The sequence below is a fragment of the Legionella fallonii LLAP-10 genome (assembly GCF_000953135.1).
Classification (GTDB): Bacteria; Pseudomonadota; Gammaproteobacteria; order Legionellales; family Legionellaceae; genus Legionella; species Legionella fallonii.
In genome coordinates, this window is the sequence record NZ_LN614827.1 from 1,959,274 (window position 1) to 1,979,553 (window position 20,280).

The following is a 20,280-nucleotide window of genomic DNA, read 5'->3' on the forward strand; positions in this document are numbered from 1 at the left end:
CCTAATCACTCCCTTCCCTTTTTCTTGCCCACTCTAAGGACTTTTGTACTTGGCTTAACATCCCTCGTAAAATACTGACTTCCATTTTTTCCAAATTGACTCGATTAAATAATCTTCTGACCCGTTGCATTAACCTACGAGGATTGGATTCCTTTAAAAATTGAATGTCAATAAAGACTTCTTTTAAGTGCTCATAAAACTGCTCTATTTCATCTGCAGTGGCATATTCATCACTACGTAAAGCCACTTCCGCCGTAGGTGATAATAATTTCATTCGCAGCTCGTACGCCACAATTTGCACTGCTTGAGCTAAGTTCAGAGAGCTGTATTCAGGGTTACTAGGTATATGAATATGATAATGACATTTTAGTAGTTCTTCATTGGTAAGGCCAGCATGCTCTCGACCAAATACAATGGCTATTTGCGTTGTATCAGATTGTTCGTTGATGAATTCAGCACAGGATGGTGGGGTTAAACCCGGCAAAGATAGACCGCGAGGTCTTGCGCTCGTTGCAAATATTAACTGACATCCAGCCAAGGCTTCATCTAATGTCTCAGTCACTACAGCCTGTTCTAAAACATCATCAGCCCCTGCAGCCATTTCCCTCGCTTTATAATCCGGAAAAGACTTTGGAGTCACCAGATAGAGGGAGTTTAATCCCATGGTTTTCATCGCTCGTGCGGTTGAACCAATATTACCAGGGTGTGAGGTAGCAATTAAAACAATACGAATGGAACTTAATTTCATAAAAAAACTTATATCGAATACAATGTGTCACTATATCATAGCATTTATTGCTTAGATTTCACTCTGAATAAAAAAATGTCATGTTTTAGACAAAGCTTTAGCGATCGGAGTTTTTCCTAAGTCTTGAATGTGGTAGAATCGTTGGTTTTGTAAATAAAGAGTATATCCATGGAACCACTTTTAAATATTGCAATAAACGCCGCACGGCAAGCAGGCGAGATAATTATACGTCACATGGAGCAAGTGGATAGGCTACAAATCACCGCTAAAAATGGTAATGACTTTTTCAGCGAAGTAGATATTAAAGCGGAGCAAGCAATCATCGCCTGTATTCGTAAAGCATACCCAGAGCATGGAATTCTTGCTGAAGAAAGTGGTTCTCAAGATGGTGATGGAGAATCAGTATGGATTATTGATCCTATAGATGGTACTTCTAATTATTTACATGGCTTCCCTTTTTTCTCAGTATCTATAGCTCTAAAAGTTAAAAATAGAATTGAGCATGGAGTTGTGTATGATCCTCTACGTCATGAATGCTTTGCGGCTAGCAGAGGTCGAGGAGCTCGTTTAAATGACCGAAGAATTCGCGTCTCCCAACAGACACAGTTAAATGCAGCTCTTTTAGGAACAGGATTCTCTTTTAGAGATGCGGCCCTAACTCAACGCTATTTACCTACCTTCGAAGCATTAATTGGTAAATGTGCCGGAGTGAGAAAAACCGGCTCAGCAGCTCTTGATTTGGCCTATGTCGCTAGCGGTCGTTTGGATGGTCTATGGGAATTTGGTCTTCGTCCATGGGATATTGCAGCAGGCTCATTGTTAATAAGAGAAGCAGGTGGATTAATTAGTGATTTTCAAGGAGGCGATGATTTTCTAAATCATGGCAACATAGTCGCGGGAAATCCTAAGGTATTTAAATCATTACTACAAACCATTTCACCGGCATTAAAATAAATATTTGTGGTACGTTTCGCGTCACCATCGATGATTTCTTGTAATTTCGGTGCTGAAGGTTGGACCAAAGAGTCCAACCTTCGTTATTTTATGGTTTCTGCTTCAGATTTTGCTCTTCTTGTTCAATAGCCTCAAGAGACTCTGCCTTTTTATAAGGGAAGAATGCATTAGAATTCCCAACAGTAAATACCCAAACAACTGCATTTACCAAGGCTTTCAACAGATTTCCGAGATAATCTCCCCAGCCTAAATCTCTTTCCAGCACTTGTTTTGCATTAGTGATTGCGAGTGTACACGAGTCATTAAATCGATTGCCTGCGATTTTCATATCAACGCGAGGTTCATTTAAAAGCGCATCGTGATATTCATCGCGAAAAGCGTGTAAATCATCTAACAATTTTGTTGCCGTGTTAATGGCCTCTGAAAAATGATGTTGCTCAGCTTGACCAATTTTACTTCCAAGAGTCGCAATTGCCAGATCAATCCTGGATATTCTTTCTTTTGCCAGTTTTTGGTACTGTTGCTCTTTAAGAGCCTCATCTTCTGGTTTCTCAAGTGGCTCTTCTTGTGGCTTTTGTAATAGCTCTTGTTTCCATTCGGGCATAATCTGGTCGATCAAATCTAAGGGGGTTGCATTAAAGCCATCTCTATTGCTCATGTTGGAGCCGTTTTGGATTAGCATTAAAGCTATTTTTTTGTATTCAGCTAATAATGGATGATTTGTATTTTCCTTTTTCGCTTTTCCGGCTTGAAGTATTGCCCAGCATAAGGGAATGTTGCTTTTAGCATCTTTAAGGTTAACATTAACATTTAATTTGATTAACTCATGAACTGCTTTATAGTCACCAGCGATTGCAGCCATACTGAGTGGCGAAGCTCCATAATGTTGTTCAAATGTTACATTAAGTAAAGAGGGATAAGCCTTAATCATTCCTATTGCCTGATCAAAGTCCTTTTGTTTCAGCAGATCCAAAAGCTGTTCTTTTTTCTGGGTAGGTGCGGAGATAGGATAATGATTAAAATTCCCAACTGCTGTCAATAATACTCCGCCTTTTGATTGGATATAATCAGACCAGTTCATATGAGGTGCCTCTTTAGGAACCATCCTATCGCCTTGATATACACCTTCCATTCCAGTTAATGCAGGCATGGTGCCTGTTGCAGCCCCTTTCACCCCATCATCAGTTCTACGAGCACCTCCCCAATAGTCATTACCAGGTTTAGAAACATGATCCCAAGCAACAAGACTCACTAGCTTGCATTGAGCATATTTAGTGCCATATTGTTTAGGAGAGCACAATTGTGGCAATCCGCCCTTGGTTAAAGGGCGAGTTAAAAAGTCAATACCATGAATATTATCGGTAGCAGGCTCTTTATTGAAATTATCATACCAAACAGCCTTCACTTGTGTTAATTGGCTACCATGTTCAGTTAATAAGCGATGTAAGGCCTTTGCAAATTCATCATGAATAATGCCACTATAATTACCAGAAAATTGGCCGCATCCAATGCCTGGAAGCGTCACAAACAACTCTTCCCCTTGCTGAACAGCTGCCGCATTAGCGTGCAATAAACCAGGGAGTAAACGTCGCTCCAACATATGATAATATGCTTCAGAATTGAAAATGCCTTCAGGACAAACCTCGTCTAGATCTGGTTTTTCATTATTTTTATGATCAGAACGTAATAAAGGACCAGGTACATAAATTAAAGTGACATCTAAGGGATCTTTATAAACAGTTGGTGCAATCCAAGTACCATTATCATAGGCTTGAGTAGGAATAACACAACTTAAATCGCCTAATAAGCTAATTTCCAAAGCATTCCAATTTAGGTCTTGGCGGTATAAAGTACTCTCAGCAAAAATACAATCTGGCTTTGTTTGAATTAAACACTCAATAAATTGCTCATCATTTAAAGTATTTAAGCCTTTTTTGGCCAGTATATCCGCAAGATATTTACCTGCGGTCGCTTTGTGGGAAAGCAGATCAAGGCGATATTGATGGAGTTTTTTCAGCGTTTCATCACTACATACAAAGGTATAATTAGGCATAGCGTTACTCAAATGAAATTAATATGGGAAGTATAGAGCGTAATTATTAAGAAAACATTAAGATAGCCCGTGTTTAAGCATCGAAAACGGGCCTGACAGGTATATAAAATATAGGCGGGCTTATCTACCCTATTGATGCTAAAAGTACAGTCGTGAATACCGCGCAGAAAGCGCGGCATATAGAATAAAAAATACAGCAATAATTTTGAGCCATTATTTTAATCCGGACCTGGCATCTAATTTAAAAGACAATTCATCAGCCATAGCGGTTCCTAGATTTTTAGTCACTCTATCAAAAAGATTTTGTTTGTGGGTGTAATCCACTACACTGTCAATTTTGATATGATCACGTGCTAATTGTCCGCTACTAGCAAAACCATCAATTAAACCAAGAGTTAAAGCCTGCTCCCCAGTCCAAATTAATCCTGAAAAAGTATCATTATCTATATGCAAACGACTTCCCCGCCCGTCTTTCACTCTATTAATAAACTGTTGATGCACTAGATCAAGCATGACCTGCAGTTTTTGTTTTTGCGCATCATTTGTAGGAGAAAAAGGATCTAAAAATGCTTTATTAGTGCCTGCAGTTTGTAATCTTCGGGATACGCCAATTTTATTCATCGCGTCAACAAAGCCAAATCCACTATAAACTACCCCTATAGAGCCAACCATACTCGCGGGACTAGCATAAATTTCATCAGCAGCTACCGCTACATAATAAGCAGCTGAAGCACACAAATCCACACAAACCGCATACGTTTTTATATCAGGGTGCTTCTCTTTATAATGTTTAAGAGTATTGTACATGTATTCTGCTTGAACAGGACTACCTCCAGGACTATTAATACGAATGATTAATGCCTTTAACCCTTTATTTTTATAAGCGCCATCTATTCCTTGAGCGAAATCATCAGCATTGGCACCCTTTGTATCAAAAATTTCACCATTAAGGTCGACTAAACCTACATGAGGTTTCAAGCCTGCACCATTCTCCTCACCCCCTAAGACTAATAAGTGGAATACACCATAGGCAATGAGGAGCAAAAAAATAATTCGCATTATCCAGCGCCATCGACGCTTTCTTTTTTGTTCTTTGATGTAATCAATAATGATCTGATTCAGTAAGGCTTGTGAGTCCATATTATCATTAGCAGGTGTTCCGTTATTCATAATGATCACTTGAAATATAAAAATTAACCCTCATTTTACGGCAGTAGGACAAAAATTAATACCCTAATTAAATTATTAATAAGGCCAAGCTATGAGAATGGATAAACTGACATCAAAATTTCAAATGGCAATCGCAGATGCCCAATCATTAGCCCTAGGTAGAGATAATGGATTTATAGAGCCTGAGCACTTAATGAAGGCGTTATTAGATCAACAAGGAGGTAGCTGTAGGCCTCTGCTCAGCAAGGCTGGAGTAAATATTCCCCAGCTCAGAACTCTTATCGATCAATCCCTAGAAAAACTCCCCAAAGTCTCTGGCACCGGTGGTGATATTCACATTTCTAATGCGCTCAATCGACTACTAAATCTTACCGATAAACTCTCTCAACAAAGAAAAGATAATTTTATTTCCAGTGAATTATTTATCCTGGCAGCCATTAGCGAAGATAGCTCTTTGGCTAGGATGTTAAAGCAGGCAGGCGGAGACGCTAAAGCCATTGAAAAAGCAATTGATGAATTACGAGGTGGTGAAACGGTTAACGATCCCAATGCAGAGGAACAAAGACAAGCATTAGAAAAATATACTCTGGATTTAACTGAACGTGCGGAACAAGGCAAATTAGATCCGGTGATTGGACGTGATGATGAAATTCGCCGCACTATTCAGGTATTACAAAGGCGAACTAAAAATAATCCCGTTTTAATTGGTGAACCAGGAGTCGGTAAAACAGCCATTGTTGAAGGATTGGCTCAAAGAATTATCAATGGCGAAGTGCCCGAAGGATTAAAAAATAAACGCTTGCTTTCCTTAGACATGGGTGCTCTTATTGCCGGCGCAAAATTTCGTGGTGAGTTTGAAGAACGCTTAAAAGCTGTCCTCAATGATTTAGCAAAACAAGAAGGACAAATTATTTTATTTATTGATGAAATTCATACCATGGTTGGTGCAGGTAAAGCTGAAGGTGCAATGGATGCTGGCAATATGCTTAAACCAGCTCTGGCACGCGGCGAATTACATTGTATTGGAGCAACAACCTTAGATGAATACAGACAATATATTGAGAAAGATGCCGCTCTTGAACGACGCTTCCAAAAAGTACTGGTTGATGAACCGAGCGTTGAGGATACCATCGCTATCTTGCGTGGCTTAAAGGAGCGCTACGAAGTACACCACGGGGTAGAAATCACTGATCCAGCTATTGTTGCCGCGGCCACGTTATCTCACCGCTACATTAGTGATAGACAGCTGCCAGATAAGGCTATTGATTTAATTGATGAAGCAGGCAGTTTAATCCGTATGGAAATTGACTCTAAGCCTGAGAGCATGGATAAGTTGGAGCGACGCTTAATTCAATTAAAAATTGAACGAGAAGCACTAAAAAAAGAGAGTGATGAAGCGTCTAAAAAACGACTGATTGATTTGCAACATACGATTGATGAGTTAGAGCAAAATTATTCTGATCTGGAAGAAGTATGGAAAGCTGAAAAAGCGACCATGCAAGGCTCAACACAAATTAAAGAGGCGTTGGAGCAAGCAAAACAAGAAATGGAGACAGCACGAAGAGCTGGTGATTTAAGTCGTATGTCTGAGTTGCAATATGGACGAATTCCTGAGCTTGAAAAAAGATTGGCTCAAGTTTCATCAACAGATGCTGTAGAAAATAAACTAGTTCGTAATAAGGTAACAGAGGATGAAGTTGCCGAAATAGTCTCCAAATGGACTGGAATCCCAGTATCTAAAATGATGGAAGGAGAAAAAGAAAAATTACTCAAAATGGAAGAAGCACTACATAATCGTCTCATTGGCCAAAACGAAGCCGTAGATGCTGTTTCTAATGCCATAAGACGTTCGCGAGCCGGTTTATCAGATCCTAATCGTCCGATTGGCTCCTTTCTGTTCCTTGGACCTACAGGGGTGGGTAAAACTGAATTATGTAAAGCTTTAGCTGCCTTCCTCTTTGACACTGAAGAGGCAATGATACGTATCGATATGTCTGAATTTATGGAAAAACATTCTGTTGCTCGATTAATTGGTGCCCCACCAGGTTATGTTGGTTATGAAGAAGGTGGCTATCTCACTGAAGCAGTCAGACGAAGACCCTATTCAGTCATTCTGTTGGACGAAGTAGAGAAGGCTCACACCGATGTCTTTAATATTCTCCTCCAAGTAATGGACGATGGGCGTTTGACCGATGGCCAAGGACGTACTGTAGATTTCCGCAATACAGTTATAGTCATGACATCTAATCTAGGTTCTCAACTAATTCAGGAGATCGGTAGTAAATTTAACTATGATCAGATCAAAGAAGCGGTAATGGAGTTAGTCAGTCAACATTTTAGGCCAGAATTCATCAACCGAATCGATGAAACAGTGGTATTCCACCCATTAGCAAAAGAGCAAATTGCCAAAATTGCTGCGATACAAATTGGTTATCTACATCACCGGTTAAAACAACAGGACATTCACCTTAATGTAACTAAAGAAGCATTGGACTATTTGGCTGAAGCTGGATTTGACCCTGTTTATGGGGCAAGACCACTAAAACGTACCATCCAACAAAAGCTTGAGAATCCTTTAGCACAATCTTTATTAACAGGACACTTTAAGGCAGGAGAAACTATTGAGGTAACTTATAAGGACGGCTCATTGCAGTTTCATGCTCATTAATGTTCAGCTCACAACGTCAACTTAAGAATGTGTATCCCGGATTAGACAAAGTCGTAATCCGGGAAGGTAAGCAAAAAAGCTTAAGTTGACACTGTGAACTGAACTCTTACCCTACATCATTGATATTTAAATGTTTCGTATCGTATTATTTTCATCTTCATCAGGTGTCTCACTGCTATCCGCTAGCTTATCCCCAATAGATGTAGAACTACTCGCTATAGGGAAAAGAGTTTTAACTAATTTTTGATTAAAAAGAGAGGACATTTTTTCTTCCATACGCCCATCATAAGCCCCTGTTTCATCATTCTCTTTATCAGAAGCATCCAAGTCACATAATGGTTTCAGAAATGAGGCTAATGACTCAAATGATTTTTCCATCTCTGCTAGTTGATCCTGCAAAGTCTCTAGATCAAATACAGTGGATTCGTACTTGGCAGCTTTTTTATCAGATTTATCCGCTTTGTTATAAGCTTTTAAGTCAGCAATAATTTTATCCTGGCGTTTTAACAATGCGTTATACTCTTTATTTCGTTTACCTTGATGTAAAACTGTACCCTTAATCAAAGTTTGCACCTGAATTAATTCTTCTCTCAAACTAATAATATTAATCGTATCCAATTGCTGTTGAATAACGCGGGATCTAATATTTTCTCTAATTGAAAGAATTAAATCGACGTTTTCAATTTCATCCAAATCTTTCTTAATCGCCTCAAAATTCTCTTTAGTCTCTTGACGAACCTCTGCGCGAGCTGATGTCGGTAACTTTAGTAACAACGCCGCTTGACGCTCTTGTATTAATATTCTTAACGCTGCAATTTCAGGATCGAAAAGCAGGTCATTAACAAACTCCTCTCCCAAGGTGGCTTTAAGTTTATCCGTCATATCTTCGGTTAACTGCATCAAACTAGGCTCTCCTGAGGGAGTTGGCATTGCTAGTAAATTAATTTTTCCTTTATTTTGCTGGATCAAATTATTAATTTCCGTTGCCTTTTCCTTAGGATAAGATGACTGAGCAATCAGTGCTTGTAGTATTTGATTTAATTGCTTATAAAACATGGGATTATTAATAGTTATGCCGGCATTCCGCTCCAGCGCCATTCTAAATGGATGCTTAGGTTCTAAAAGAATAATCGCTGCAAACGGTAATCCAGTATTACTGTCTATCTCCATTAATAATGAGCTGCCATTTTTAATAAGGACGTCAATGCTATCTATCATCAATAACTGCTGTGTAGGCTCTTGTCTAAAATAAAAATCGAACAAAGAATTATAGTGCGTCTCTTTAATTACAAAATTTTTGTAGTTAAGCGGTACAATTTTATTTTTTAACAAAAAATTAATTAGTTCAGGCTTATTGTGTGTCAAAGCATAAGGCATCATTGAGTGAGGCAAAGTATGATAAAAAGAGCTTAATAGATTCGCTTGTGCATAATGGCCCATTATGAGCAGTCGCTTCAATAATCTTTCTGCTAAATCTTCGCTCTGAGTTCGCAACACATATAACGCCTGTATATCTTGGACAGAAGCCTGATATTTGCCTTGCTCTAGAGTACATTCTTTAACAATCAAGTCCCCAAAGAAAACCGTGATAGCCCTAATCAATTGCCTGTCTTTCATTTGTTCTAATTGCTCAAACTGTAATTTCAATGAGCTTATCACTTCATCTAATCTTGGTTTGGAGTTTGTTTTTTTACTTTTCACCCGAGGTACAGACGCAGGAGAAGATGACTCCGCCACCTGTTTTTTTTGTGCCTGAGAAGTTGCTCGTCTGTTGCGCCTGTTTGTTTTTTCCTTTGGAGCCGGTATTGGAGCAGCACTATCCTCTAATACAACAGGCTCAATAGCAGGTAACTCAAGAGATTTCGTAACTCTTCTTAGAAAAGAAAGTAATCGATTCGTAGCTCTACTGTCATTAGAATAAAGTTTTGACTCTTCAAGTATCTCTATTTGCATCTTTATAACAGCTAAATATTCTGCTTTATTTTTTACACAATCTACAGATAATGAAATAGCCTGCTCTTCTAATTCTTTATATTGCTCATTATAAGCAGTTACCGTCTCACGTTGCGTTCTTCTTAAATGATTCACCACATCACTAATAAATTGCTCAGCTAACCCCTTAAATGCTTCATACTGCTCCCAGCAGTTCACTGATTGGAACACGTTTTCATCTTGAACTATTGATAATAAAGGCTCACAGATAGAATCATCATTTGCATCATAGTAAATATGTAATCTATAGCGTTCCCCATCTTGTCCCTTAAAATAAGCGGTATAATGATGCTGGCTTTTCATGTCAAATTTGCTCATAGGAGATTCATACACACTAAGATGATGATCGACTAAAGTGTAATCACCAATAACAATCTCATGTGGCAAAGGCAGTTCAAAAAAGAAATATTGTTTTCCCTCATGATGGGTACGTAAAGATAGATTAACTACGCCCGGAATATTTTTTTTGTGATAAGTGACTTTATTAATTACATTATAGAGAGAATTTTTAGGCATAGTGGACTCAAAGGAATCAAAAAACCCAAATAATACTTTAAGACACCTTAAAAGACAACATTTAGAACAGTGGATGTTTTTTTAAAACATTCTGCCAACTTTAATGACACATCGACTTTTTCCAAAAAAATAAAGCAAAGCAAGCAAAAAAACTAAATATAGCTCCCAAATAAAAAGTAAAAGAGGCTCCTACTTTCTCCCATACTAAACCAGCAATAATACTTGCCAATAACATCGCAATCCCACTCAATAAGTAAAAAAAACCATACGCCGTTCCTCGCAAATTCAAAGGGGAAGTATCCGCAACCATGACCGCAAGTAACCCTTGAGTCGCGCCCATATGCAATCCCCAGAAGCAGATCCCAATTAAGGTATAACTCCAATGATTATTAGCAGCCAATATCAAGTCAGCGATGCATAATGCGATTAATCCTATAATTAATAAATTGGCATGACTCATCTGATCAGCTAATTTACCCAATGGATAAGCAGATAAAGAATAGATGATATTCATCGCCACTAAAAACAAGGGAACTATGGCCATATCCACCCCGCCTTGCATGACACGAAGCACTAAAAAAGCCTCGCTAAATCGAGCAAGAGTAATCATTGCCCCTATTCCGCATACCCACCAATAAGAGAAAGATAATAATTTAAGATTAGATAGCGATAATGGATTTAAAACCTTATGGTGAGGGGTGTTTTGTGGCTCTTTGACTCCTACAACAATTAATAGCACGGCAATCAAGGCAGGAATTACAGCTAATGCAAACACCATTCTAAAATGACTGGCGAAAAGCAGCATAAAACAAAAAGCGAGCAAGGGGCCTAAAACAGCTCCGAGGGTATCAAGGGATTGCCTTAGGCCAAAAGAAGCACCTCTTAATCCTTCTGGTGCTAAATCAGCTATCAAAGCATCACGTGGAGCCCCACGAATTCCCTTGCCTAATCGATCAGTGATACGAGCAATAAATACCAATGTCACTGAAGAAGTAAGCGCAAATAAAGGTTTAGTTAATGCACTTAGACCGTAGCCAAAGAGTACTATATCTTTTCTTTTACCTAGATAATCACTTAAAACCCCGGAGAAGATCTTAATAATTAATGCAGTGGCCTCTGCAAATCCTTCAATAATCCCGAGAGTAATAGTACTTGCTCCTAAGGCCGTCACTAGAAACATAGGCAAAAGGCTATGAATCATCTCTGAGGAGACGTCCATTAATAAACTAACAAAACCTAAAACCCAAATACTAGAGGGTATTTGGGATAAAACAGCGAGTACAGGTCGTCTTGGCATTACTCATTCCTTTGCTTTGACCATCTTTTATCACTAATCAGTTAAAGAATTTAACTTTAGCTCTACAGAGATGATGTAATTATCGTTATCTCAGTTTAGAAATAATTTTTCTGGCAATTATCAACCAACTGTTTTAAATTATCTGTGTTTTAATAATAACAATGAATGGATTGATTTACTAAATGATGAACAAAATAACCCTGATTTCTCTGGTTTCTGCTTTATCCTGTGGTTCCCTCGCCTACGCTGGTGGTATGGGAGGCGACTTAACCAACTCAGGATTTATAGCAGTTGAAGGTGGTTACTCTACAAATTCAATTAAAAACTATGATTTTGGTTTTATTGGAGCAGGAGGAGTTACAGAAATAGCCTCCACCAAAAGTAATCAAAATTACGCGGGTCGCCTTGCGGCAGGCATGTTGTTCATGATGGATGAACAATTTGGAGTGACTAGTGAATTAGGCTGGGGATACTACGGACGCACAACGCTTAAACCCGCTAACACCCTCATTGCCAATGTAAATTCTAAATACACTATAACTGGCTTTGATGCGCTCATTGGTATTGCCTTCATTCAGCCAAGTTACAGTCTTTCATTCAAAGCAGGTGCTTTAATTCAAAATATACAAAGTGAAACAGAAGCTGTTTTCAGTGATGTCGACACTTTTAGTTTTCAAGTAAAGAGAATCCAAACAGCGGCGTTACCAGAAATAAAATTAGGTGCGTCCTACAATATTGACAATAATTGGTCAATCACTGGTGCTTATGTTTTTGTAGCAGGCTCCTCTCCAAGGATGGATGGTGTTGTAAATGCAAATACCCTCAATGCAACTTTCTTCTCTAACACTCAAAACACTACTTTAAACCTTGGTTTATTAGGAATTCAATACACTTGTTAATCGTTTTTTTGTTGTTTAGGTTATTAGTAGGCTGTGCCTTTGGCACAACCTACCCAATGGTGCTACCTTAATAAAATGAAGAAAAAATCCTAGCCCGTATTAGTGCAGCATAATACGGGAATACCCTAGCTCAGTGCACTGAAATCCCGGATTACGCTGCGCTCATCCAGGCTACAAAAACTTAAGGTAGCGCCATTGGGCACAACCTACCTTAGCTTAGCGTCAGTTTCGTATAAAAATGTCGCCTAGTTCGCAACCGTTCGTGCTGGTGATGCCTAAACAATTTCATGATCAGAAACACACATTAAATTAATAATTAGTGGTCCCTGTTCCATTTCCAGAGCCGGTGCTATTTACACCACCCATGCCATTGGCGGTACCTGTGCCATTACCTGAGCCAGTACTGTTCACACCACCCATGCCATTAGCAGTACCTGTGCCGTTGCCTGAGCCAGTGCTGTTCACACCACCCATGCCATTAGCGGTACCTGTGCCATTGCCAGAACCAGTACTGTTATTATCCGCTAATTGGTAGGGACTACTATTTGTCGTTCCTGAATCAATAGCATAAGCATTAACGCAGGGTAAAATAAACAAAGCCAATAAAGCCAAAACTATCTTCTTCATAATGGCCTCCTTTCTTTATAGGATTTACTAGCCTAAGGCCTTTGCAACCATGATTAGTGCATATCTATAGGCTCTAATATAGGGATAGGACAATAATGAAAAAATGCAAATAACTAATCTTTTTTTTTTCCTATCTTATTGGGTTTATTGAAATTATTTTTTTGAAAAAATTAGGACTTGCTTACATTTCGCTAACTTGACCGAGATAGTAAAAATATGCGCGGGCTCTAAAAACTCATTACTCGTGTTGCGCTTTCTTTTTTTTCTCTATTAATTTGTCAAATAAAATACGCTTATCTTCTGATAACTCTGCGCGCCTTAGTGTCATCATCTCCTCCATAGTACCTTGTACACAATCAGGAGTTAGGCGATCTACAATTAAAACGCCATTCAAATGATCAATTTCATGCTGGATAACACGAGCATAAAAACCATGTTCTACACTTTGATGATGTTGTCCTTGTTCATCATAGTAACTTAATTTTATTTCTTCATATCGAGGCACTTTTCCTGCTTTATGTGGCACAGAATAACAGGCTTCAAAATCATAACTTATGGCAGTGCCAGAAACAGCCTCATAAGAAGGATTAATCATTACATGCATGGGATAAGGTTTAACCCGCTCTCGTAAAAGTGCCGCATCTTCCGGTATGTAAATAGCTAAAATCTGCTTCGGCTGGTTTACCTGTGGTGCAGCAAGCCCGACTCCACCAAGTTCCTGTAATTTAGCCTTCATTTGCTCAATTAACTGAGAGTCCATCTTGCCTAGAGGAAATGATACGAATTGGGCAGTAGTTTTTAAAACCTGGAGATGTTCAGGCTGTTGCATGTTGACAATAGTTAAAGCAGAGACCGTTGCACTGTTCATGATCAGACTCAATATCAAAAATTTTAAAGGAAATTTTAACCGCATTATAATGTTCAATTATTACCAATGACCAATATTAGGTGCGGATGCCCATGGTTCTTGTATAGATAAAGCCTCTCCTTTCTGCAATAACTCGATAGAAATATTATCCGGTGATCGAATAAATGCCATATGGCCATCACGAGGTGGCCTATTAATGACTATTCCAGCATCTTGTAGCCGTTGACAGGTTTCGTAAATATTATCCACTCTATACGCCAAATGGCCGAAACTTCTTCCTTCTGAATATTTTTCAGTATCCCAGTTGTACGTTAATTCAACCATAGGGCCATTGGCATGCCGCACCTGCTCGGCATCACCTGGCGCCATCAAAAATATTAAAGTAAAACGCCCTTTTTCATTTTCCGTACGTTTTACTTCTATGAGTCCTAATTTATTACAATAAAAATCAAGAGACTCCTCAATATTTGAAATCCTAACCATAGTATGCAAGTAATTCATTGATTTTCCTTAATAACAAATTGAATATTAATTAGCTCTCTTATCTAGCTTACCTTTACTCAACAGAATCTGAGTATTTTAAATATTTTAGCAATTAAACTACACGAAATCATTTCTAGCATCTATAATAATATGGATTTTTTAATTTAACTAAGGATGGTTATCATGAAAAAAAGCCTTTTATGGATAGTTGCATTAAGCTTCTCTTTAGTCATCGGTCAGACAGCCCTTGCTCATGGGCATTGCGGCGATAACATGAAAAAAATGATTGAAAGCCTACGACTAGATGATGCACAGAAAGCCAAAGTGATGCCTATTCTAGACCAATTAAAAACATCTATTAAAGCAAGTGCCGATCAATTCAAAGATCTAGATACTCAAATAAATCAGCAAATTCAATCTGATAACACAGATCAAGCAGCTCTTGATGGATTAATGGATAAAAAGACCAAATTGATTGGTGACATGATGAAAGCTAAGGCAAATGCAAAACATCAAATATATTCTCTTCTTAGCGCACAACAAAAAACAGAGTACCAAAATATGATGAAAAAATGGGAAGAGAAAATGGCAGCCAAATATCAAGACTGCAAAAAAGATAAAGATGATGAATAAGAGCTTACTCCACTGAAGTTGAAGTACTGACAGGTAGTGACTCTCACTACCTGTTTTTTTTATAAATGTTTGTAATGTAGGTTGAGTTTCCTTAACTTAACGTCAGTTTCGGATAAGGAACTCAGATTTTACCTTGTCCCGTTCGGTCCGCGGAGGGCTTTAGCCTGTCTCGAAGGGCTTAGCACTGAACCAAAACCCTTCGAGGCGTCGCTAAAGCCCTCCTCAAGGCGAACGAATCGAGATAGAGACTGGATCTAATAAGTTTCTTATCCAAACTGACGTTAACTTAATGACAGCGAGGCCTGTAAATGAAGCTAAGAACTTATTTTTAACTAGAAATTTAGACTAGTCATAGCTCCAGTTGAATGTGCCTCTACTTCATCTGATGATGCAGTGAGAGGTGATTCTGCAACAAGCAAGGGTTGTTGGATTAGCATTTTGCCCTTTGCTCTGATCACTTGAAAAAGTTTTTCCGCAACTTTTTCAACGCCGGATGCACTTTTAATATTTTTTAGTAGCTTTTCCCACTCCATGTGCTCAAGATATCCTTTACATGCTGCTATCCAGTCTTGATTAAGATAAATATCTTCATCAGCAGTAGGACATAAATTTCTATCAAGCTTCTCTAATTTTTCTATATAAGGAGTTTTTCCAAATTCAGTGTCTTTAACTAATAACCTGACCACTTCAGTTACAACCTGATCTGCCAACTGATGGCAAGTTCCTGATTCTACTGGCTTCTTAATTGTTTTATTCGCCTCAATAAGAAATGCTCTAACCGTCCCTATAAGTGAAGAATACTCGCCAATACTCTGATCTTTATCTACCAACCGACTATCTAAGACCTGAGTTAATTGTAAATTAACCCATTCCATCTTACCTGACTCAATCAATAGCTGCTGTAATTCACTATAGACTGCTTGTATACGTTTTACTCGATCAGCGTCTCGAAGTAGATGCTCTTGGAAAGAAAGCAACATATTAGTCGCTTCTTCTGACATCAATTTATGTCCATCTTCTGACCTATCTTCAGCGGAAGTCAACTCTATTGAGCATGCATTAACCAAAAAAGATAAATCATTCATCATCTGAGTAGTACGTGCTGTTCTGATGCCATTATTTGCTTGATGATACTTTGCCTCATTCCCTTTGAAACGGCTATAGCGCATACTGTCATTCATCAGTTCATATTCTGTGGGCTTATTATTACCAAAATGCTCATTGCGCAGGGTAGACCATACTGCATGACGCAAATAAGTGAATAATTCTTTTAGAGCCGCTGGACTTCGCTGAGTATCTGGTTCCTTTTTCCATTCTTGGTAGACAGGATCTAACTCCTGCTCAAATAGCTTCTCTAAGAGAATTATAATTTTCTTCTTTATAGGATAAAGATTATCATTTTGAATGTATTGTGTTTCTTTTTTAAACGAATTAACGTTTCTTAAATAGGTCGCCGTACGTTTTATACGATCTTCAGCTGTTTTTTTTATAAACTCATCCTTACAGCTTAAAGTGTCACGAAAGATATCAGTATGATCTCGTTCAGTGATTAAATAGCAAATTAAAATTGACTCATAAGAAGCTTTTCTAGGCTTAAAATCGTAACGAGGTGAATACGTTGTTTTCTCTCTGGGCGATAGTGGTGATTTAGACGATACTAATGATTTAGGAGTTAGCGCGCTATTGGAAACAGAGCGTTTCAATTGCTTTCTTTTATCGTGTACTGATGACTCTGCTGTTAATGAACTTGATATTGGAGAATCAGACCGTCCTTTACTAGATTTAGCAGGAGGTATTTTATGAGATAAAGCAATTAAGGGATTAACTACTTCATGTACTGTTTCATCAGGTTCACTAGATTTTTCTTTATTGGATCGCGCGCTACGCGATTTGCTAGATAAAGCAACTAATGGATTAGTCGATGAATCTCGTTTTTCTATAATAGATTGCAAATTCAATCCAGGAATTGAAGTTAACGAGCGAGACTTATATTGTTCTCCACTATGCTGCGCAACAAAAGATGAGTAATCCTCAATTATGGCTGAATTCTCAGAAAGAGAGATACCAGGATATTTTTTCTCATATAATCCTTTTATGATAGTTTCTTTGTTATATTTCTGTTCTTTTGCTGTGGTAAAAAATAAACACACAGCCTTATTATTTTTTTCATCATACTCCCAAACAAGGGGGATATTCATAAAGGTTATATCGTTAAAAAAAATTTTCATAGGGTATCTAAGATAGTGTTGATTAAGGAACCTAAATGTATAGTTTAATATCTATATGGTCAAGAGGTTCTGGCTATAATTTTCGTACTTGTTTATATAAAGACGCCAACTTCCTATCTAAGTTAAACCGACCTCTTAAGTTAACGTCAGTTTTGGATAAGAAGCTTATTAGATTGATTGCCATCAATTTGATGTACTACTGGATGCCACGGACAAGGCGCGGCACGCCGGTCTTTTGTTGTATCAAGGAAAACCTAATGCTAATTGAAAGTGGTTCTCGTTAATTAGCGTACTCGTGGTGTATGTTCAAATGACTTTTCAAGATCGGCTGTAGCTGTAGTTGATTTACACCCAAAAAAGCCGAATATTCTATGAATAGCCAAAGCATCTTTGACACGCTGGTCCATCCTAACATCTTGAACCCCATACTTGACCTCATCTTGCAGAGCCAATTCAAGAGCATGCTCAATTGCATCAGCTTTCATTCCATTATTAATTGAAAAAAAGCTTTTCGCGTTCTCTCTAAATCTATTAATTTGGCTTCTTATAAATTTTACATCCTCTCGTTCTTCTGGATTAGAAGGAGCAGTACCGTGTTTTTCTGATAGATCCTGTTTAGGTATTGTTTTATTTTTTTCTCTGTCTATGAATTGAATATTACCAATATCAGTACCACTGATTATAGTGCCTGCCTGGGTTCGATCAATATCTTTAGTATCACTTTGCTTTTTAGTAGATAGTACTACGTCTGGAGCAGGTAGTAGTTGCTCTATTTCTGCTAGGATAGGTTCTTCTTCTGGCAAACTATGATCACTAGCGTCTTCAATTTCAAAATCCTCCTCATCCCAGCTGTCTATAAGATTTTCATTTTCTGGGTAGTCTGAGTTTTGTTTTAACTCTGCCTCTTCACTATCGTTTTGACCATCCAGAATCGCAACAGTTACTTCTCTATAACTTTCATCAATCACCCCTGCAGTTTCCACAAAAGAATCATCAATAGTATCAAGAAGCATGTAATGTTCCTGGCGTATTTTTTTGATTAACTCTCGATAGGTGATGACTAATTTTTTGTACTCAATAAGACTACTTTTTTCTTGCTCATCTAAAAAGTTCGGAAAATTAAAATCTTTCTTTGTATCTGCATTTAAAAATTGCATTAAATCAAAAGCCTTATTCTTTTTTAATGCTAAGAATCGCAGTACATGAGCTTCATGACTGCTTTCTAAATCTAGAATCTCAGGTAACTGAAATTCTTTATCCAGATGCTCCATATACTCCGGATGACTCATAATGTATTCAATAAAAATTATGGATAAAGGCCCGCAAGAAACCAGAGGCCCTCCGTCTTTTTCATGAGTTTGGATTTTTTTAGGAGAGGAAATAATTTCAATTTTCTGTTCTGTTTCTTTGCGTGCTAAGGTCAACTGTAAAATTTGCGCTGCTTTAGGTTTTAGTTGGTCTCTAATCAATTCCGTGGTTAGTGGTTTGTTTAAATCAAGTTCTATCTTTAAATCTTTTAAATGTTGGGAAGTCAATATATTCGTTCTTAGAACTCCCTTAGGATCAATTACTGAGTAATGCAGCGTTTTATCCTTAATTTCGAAATAAATCACATTCTTTTCAAACTCTGATTCATCGCTTTCCGCATCTGCTAAACGAAATGCATAAGCATAATTACCGTAATCAATACGAGGTAAAGTTCCTGTAGGATTAAACAATATAATGCTGATTGTTTGATCTTTATTTTTGCGCAAAAAACCGGCTATGTAATGTGCACCAGCTAATTCTGGCTTAAAGATAAAAGGGAAATAGTTTTGAGAGGACTTTTTAAGAATAGTCACTAAAGGACTTAACATACCCTCAAGAGTAAGCTGATCAAGCCCATCAAAAAAAACAAATGGTTGTAGCGTTTCGCTCTTTAGTTTGGAAGATAATTGATTATATTTTTTCCATATTATTCGTTGTACATCGAGCACATGATACCACGTGGTAAAATTCAACCCATCATCCGTTGGCTCATATGTTTTTTGTCGTTGCCTAAACTCTCTTGCTGCTAATGATGGCATAATGCGTACCCTAGAATAGTTGCTTTATTATACTGACAAATTATTAAATCAATATTAATTTCGTAAGAGATCAGCTCTTACCATAATTCGATTTACGTGCGATCGTAATATAGTGCGATCAGTTCCTTACTCGAAGTACAGCCTAATAACTCCATTGTTTTAGCAAGAGTCCCTTCAACTGTTCTATAAGAAATTCCCATTTCTCGAGCAATAATTTTCGATGCTTTTCCTTGAGCTAATAATTTAAGGCATAAAGCCTGTTGTTCTGAAAGATATACTGGGGTATGCAGCTTTCTATGAAAAAAAGCTAAATCTTTTTTTTCTAAGGTAAATTCAGTATCTACCGGATTTGATGCTTTATTCCCTAAAAAAAAATCCACCACAGTACATACATGTTCTTCAAGAGCATTGTTGTCGCTATTTATAACGACATTGGCCACTTGCTCATACCAATGATCTCGCTCCTGATGCAATGCATCAAAAAACACTTTAAGATCAGCAATTGGCAATAAAGAATATGGATTGAGGGCTGTTCTCTCCATTTGTACAGAAGTACTTACATCCAAAAATACCACATCCTCCTGAGATAATAATTGTCTATTTTTTTCAGAGCTGGCGATACTTCCATCCGTTGCCACAACTATATTTTCTTTAGTTAATAGAAAGGACAATAGTTCAGATTGAACTTGATAAAAATCCTCCCGTCCTTCATTGCCAAATAGTTCTGTGAGTCGGCGCCCAATAGTAAATTCTAATCCTAAATCTGCATCAATAAATTGCCAACCCAATTGCTGAGCAACACTCTTTGCTAACAGACCTTTTCCGGCGCCAGGATGACCGACTATAAAAAGACGTTTACATTGACTCATATTTAAATACTCCGTTAGAAAGACTAACAACAATAACAACTCATAATGTTAGTATGGCAATTAATGATGTATTCATTATACGAATTAGAACAAAAGTAAATCAATACGTAAAAATACTTAACTTGTAGCCTTGAGCATTAATTGTCTCGCGATCAATCAGGTGACTTACTAGTAGAAATAATGGGCCGCCCATCCCATTATTTAAACAT

At 37.8% G+C, this 20,280-nt stretch carries 15 protein-coding genes; 4 read left to right on the forward strand and 11 right to left on the reverse strand.

Annotation, left to right across the window (positions count from 1 at the left end; translation table 11 throughout):
• Position 1: 1 nt before the first annotated feature.
• Positions 2-748, reverse strand: coding sequence for a tRNA (cytosine(32)/uridine(32)-2'-O)-methyltransferase TrmJ (trmJ, locus tag LFA_RS07970; protein ID WP_045095725.1), 747 nt, complete (start codon positions 746-748; stop codon positions 2-4).
• A gap of 168 nt (positions 749-916) precedes the next feature.
• Here trmJ and LFA_RS07975 point away from each other — a divergent pair, with 168 nt between their 5' ends.
• Positions 917-1,702 (forward strand): inositol monophosphatase family protein, encoded by a 786-nt coding sequence (locus tag LFA_RS07975; protein WP_045095726.1) that lies wholly within the window; start codon positions 917-919, stop codon positions 1,700-1,702.
• 88 nt (positions 1,703-1,790) lie between these two features.
• Here the strand turns inward: LFA_RS07975 and LFA_RS18840 are convergent, their stop codons facing one another.
• Positions 1,791-3,755, reverse strand: coding sequence for an ankyrin repeat domain-containing protein (locus LFA_RS18840; protein ID WP_052673897.1), 1,965 nt, complete (start codon positions 3,753-3,755; stop codon positions 1,791-1,793).
• Positions 3,756-3,968: 213 nt separating this feature from the next.
• Positions 3,969-4,925, reverse strand: coding sequence for a S49 family peptidase (locus LFA_RS07985; RefSeq protein ID WP_045095727.1), 957 nt, complete (start codon positions 4,923-4,925; stop codon positions 3,969-3,971).
• 91 nt (positions 4,926-5,016) lie between these two features.
• On the opposite strand from LFA_RS07985, the gene clpB reads away from it, so the two are divergent.
• Positions 5,017-7,593, forward strand: a complete 2,577-nt coding sequence (clpB, locus tag LFA_RS07990) for an ATP-dependent chaperone ClpB (protein ID WP_045095728.1) — start codon at positions 5,017-5,019, stop codon at positions 7,591-7,593.
• Between the two features lie 126 nt (positions 7,594-7,719).
• On the opposite strand, the gene LFA_RS07995 is transcribed toward clpB, so the two are convergent.
• Positions 7,720-10,101 (reverse strand): hypothetical protein, encoded by a 2,382-nt coding sequence (locus LFA_RS07995; protein ID WP_045095729.1) that lies wholly within the window; start codon positions 10,099-10,101, stop codon positions 7,720-7,722.
• 100 nt (positions 10,102-10,201) lie between these two features.
• Complete coding sequence (locus tag LFA_RS08000) at positions 10,202-11,398, reverse strand: MFS transporter (protein WP_045095730.1); 1,197 nt, start codon at positions 11,396-11,398, stop codon at positions 10,202-10,204.
• Between the two features lie 182 nt (positions 11,399-11,580).
• On the opposite strand from LFA_RS08000, the gene LFA_RS08005 reads away from it, so the two are divergent.
• Positions 11,581-12,297 (forward strand): hypothetical protein, encoded by a 717-nt coding sequence (locus LFA_RS08005; protein WP_052673898.1) that lies wholly within the window; start codon positions 11,581-11,583, stop codon positions 12,295-12,297.
• A gap of 309 nt (positions 12,298-12,606) precedes the next feature.
• Here LFA_RS08005 and LFA_RS08010 read toward each other — a convergent pair whose 3' ends face one another.
• The 3 genes from LFA_RS08010 to LFA_RS08020 form a co-directional block, all read right to left on the reverse strand.
• Positions 12,607-12,924: a hypothetical protein gene (locus LFA_RS08010; protein WP_045095731.1), complete on the reverse strand. Its 318-nt coding sequence runs from the start codon at positions 12,922-12,924 to the stop codon at positions 12,607-12,609.
• A gap of 238 nt (positions 12,925-13,162) precedes the next feature.
• Positions 13,163-13,792 (reverse strand): peptide deformylase, encoded by a 630-nt coding sequence (gene def / locus LFA_RS08015; RefSeq protein ID WP_045095732.1) that lies wholly within the window; start codon positions 13,790-13,792, stop codon positions 13,163-13,165.
• 60 nt (positions 13,793-13,852) lie between these two features.
• The gene (locus LFA_RS08020; RefSeq protein WP_045095733.1) at positions 13,853-14,293 is read right to left on the reverse strand and encodes a VOC family protein; all 441 of its coding nucleotides are present in this window, start codon (positions 14,291-14,293) and stop codon (positions 13,853-13,855) included.
• A 165-nt stretch (positions 14,294-14,458) separates the two neighbouring features.
• Between LFA_RS08020 and LFA_RS08025 the strand changes: the two genes are divergently transcribed.
• Positions 14,459-14,908: a Spy/CpxP family protein refolding chaperone gene (locus tag LFA_RS08025; protein ID WP_045095734.1), complete on the forward strand. Its 450-nt coding sequence runs from the start codon at positions 14,459-14,461 to the stop codon at positions 14,906-14,908.
• 332 nt (positions 14,909-15,240) lie between these two features.
• Here the strand turns inward: LFA_RS08025 and LFA_RS08030 are convergent, their stop codons facing one another.
• From LFA_RS08030 to LFA_RS08040, 3 genes are all read right to left on the reverse strand, one after another.
• Entirely contained in the window at positions 15,241-17,106 is a 1,866-nt protein-coding gene (locus tag LFA_RS08030; protein ID WP_157010320.1) for a hypothetical protein, read from the reverse strand.
• A gap of 314 nt (positions 17,107-17,420) precedes the next feature.
• A complete protein-coding gene (locus LFA_RS08035; protein WP_045095736.1) occupies positions 17,421-19,202 on the reverse strand; it encodes a hypothetical protein in 1,782 nt (593 codons plus the stop codon).
• 92 nt (positions 19,203-19,294) lie between these two features.
• Entirely contained in the window at positions 19,295-20,071 is a 777-nt protein-coding gene (locus tag LFA_RS08040; RefSeq protein ID WP_045095737.1) for a shikimate kinase, read from the reverse strand.
• Positions 20,072-20,280 lie beyond the last annotated feature (209 nt).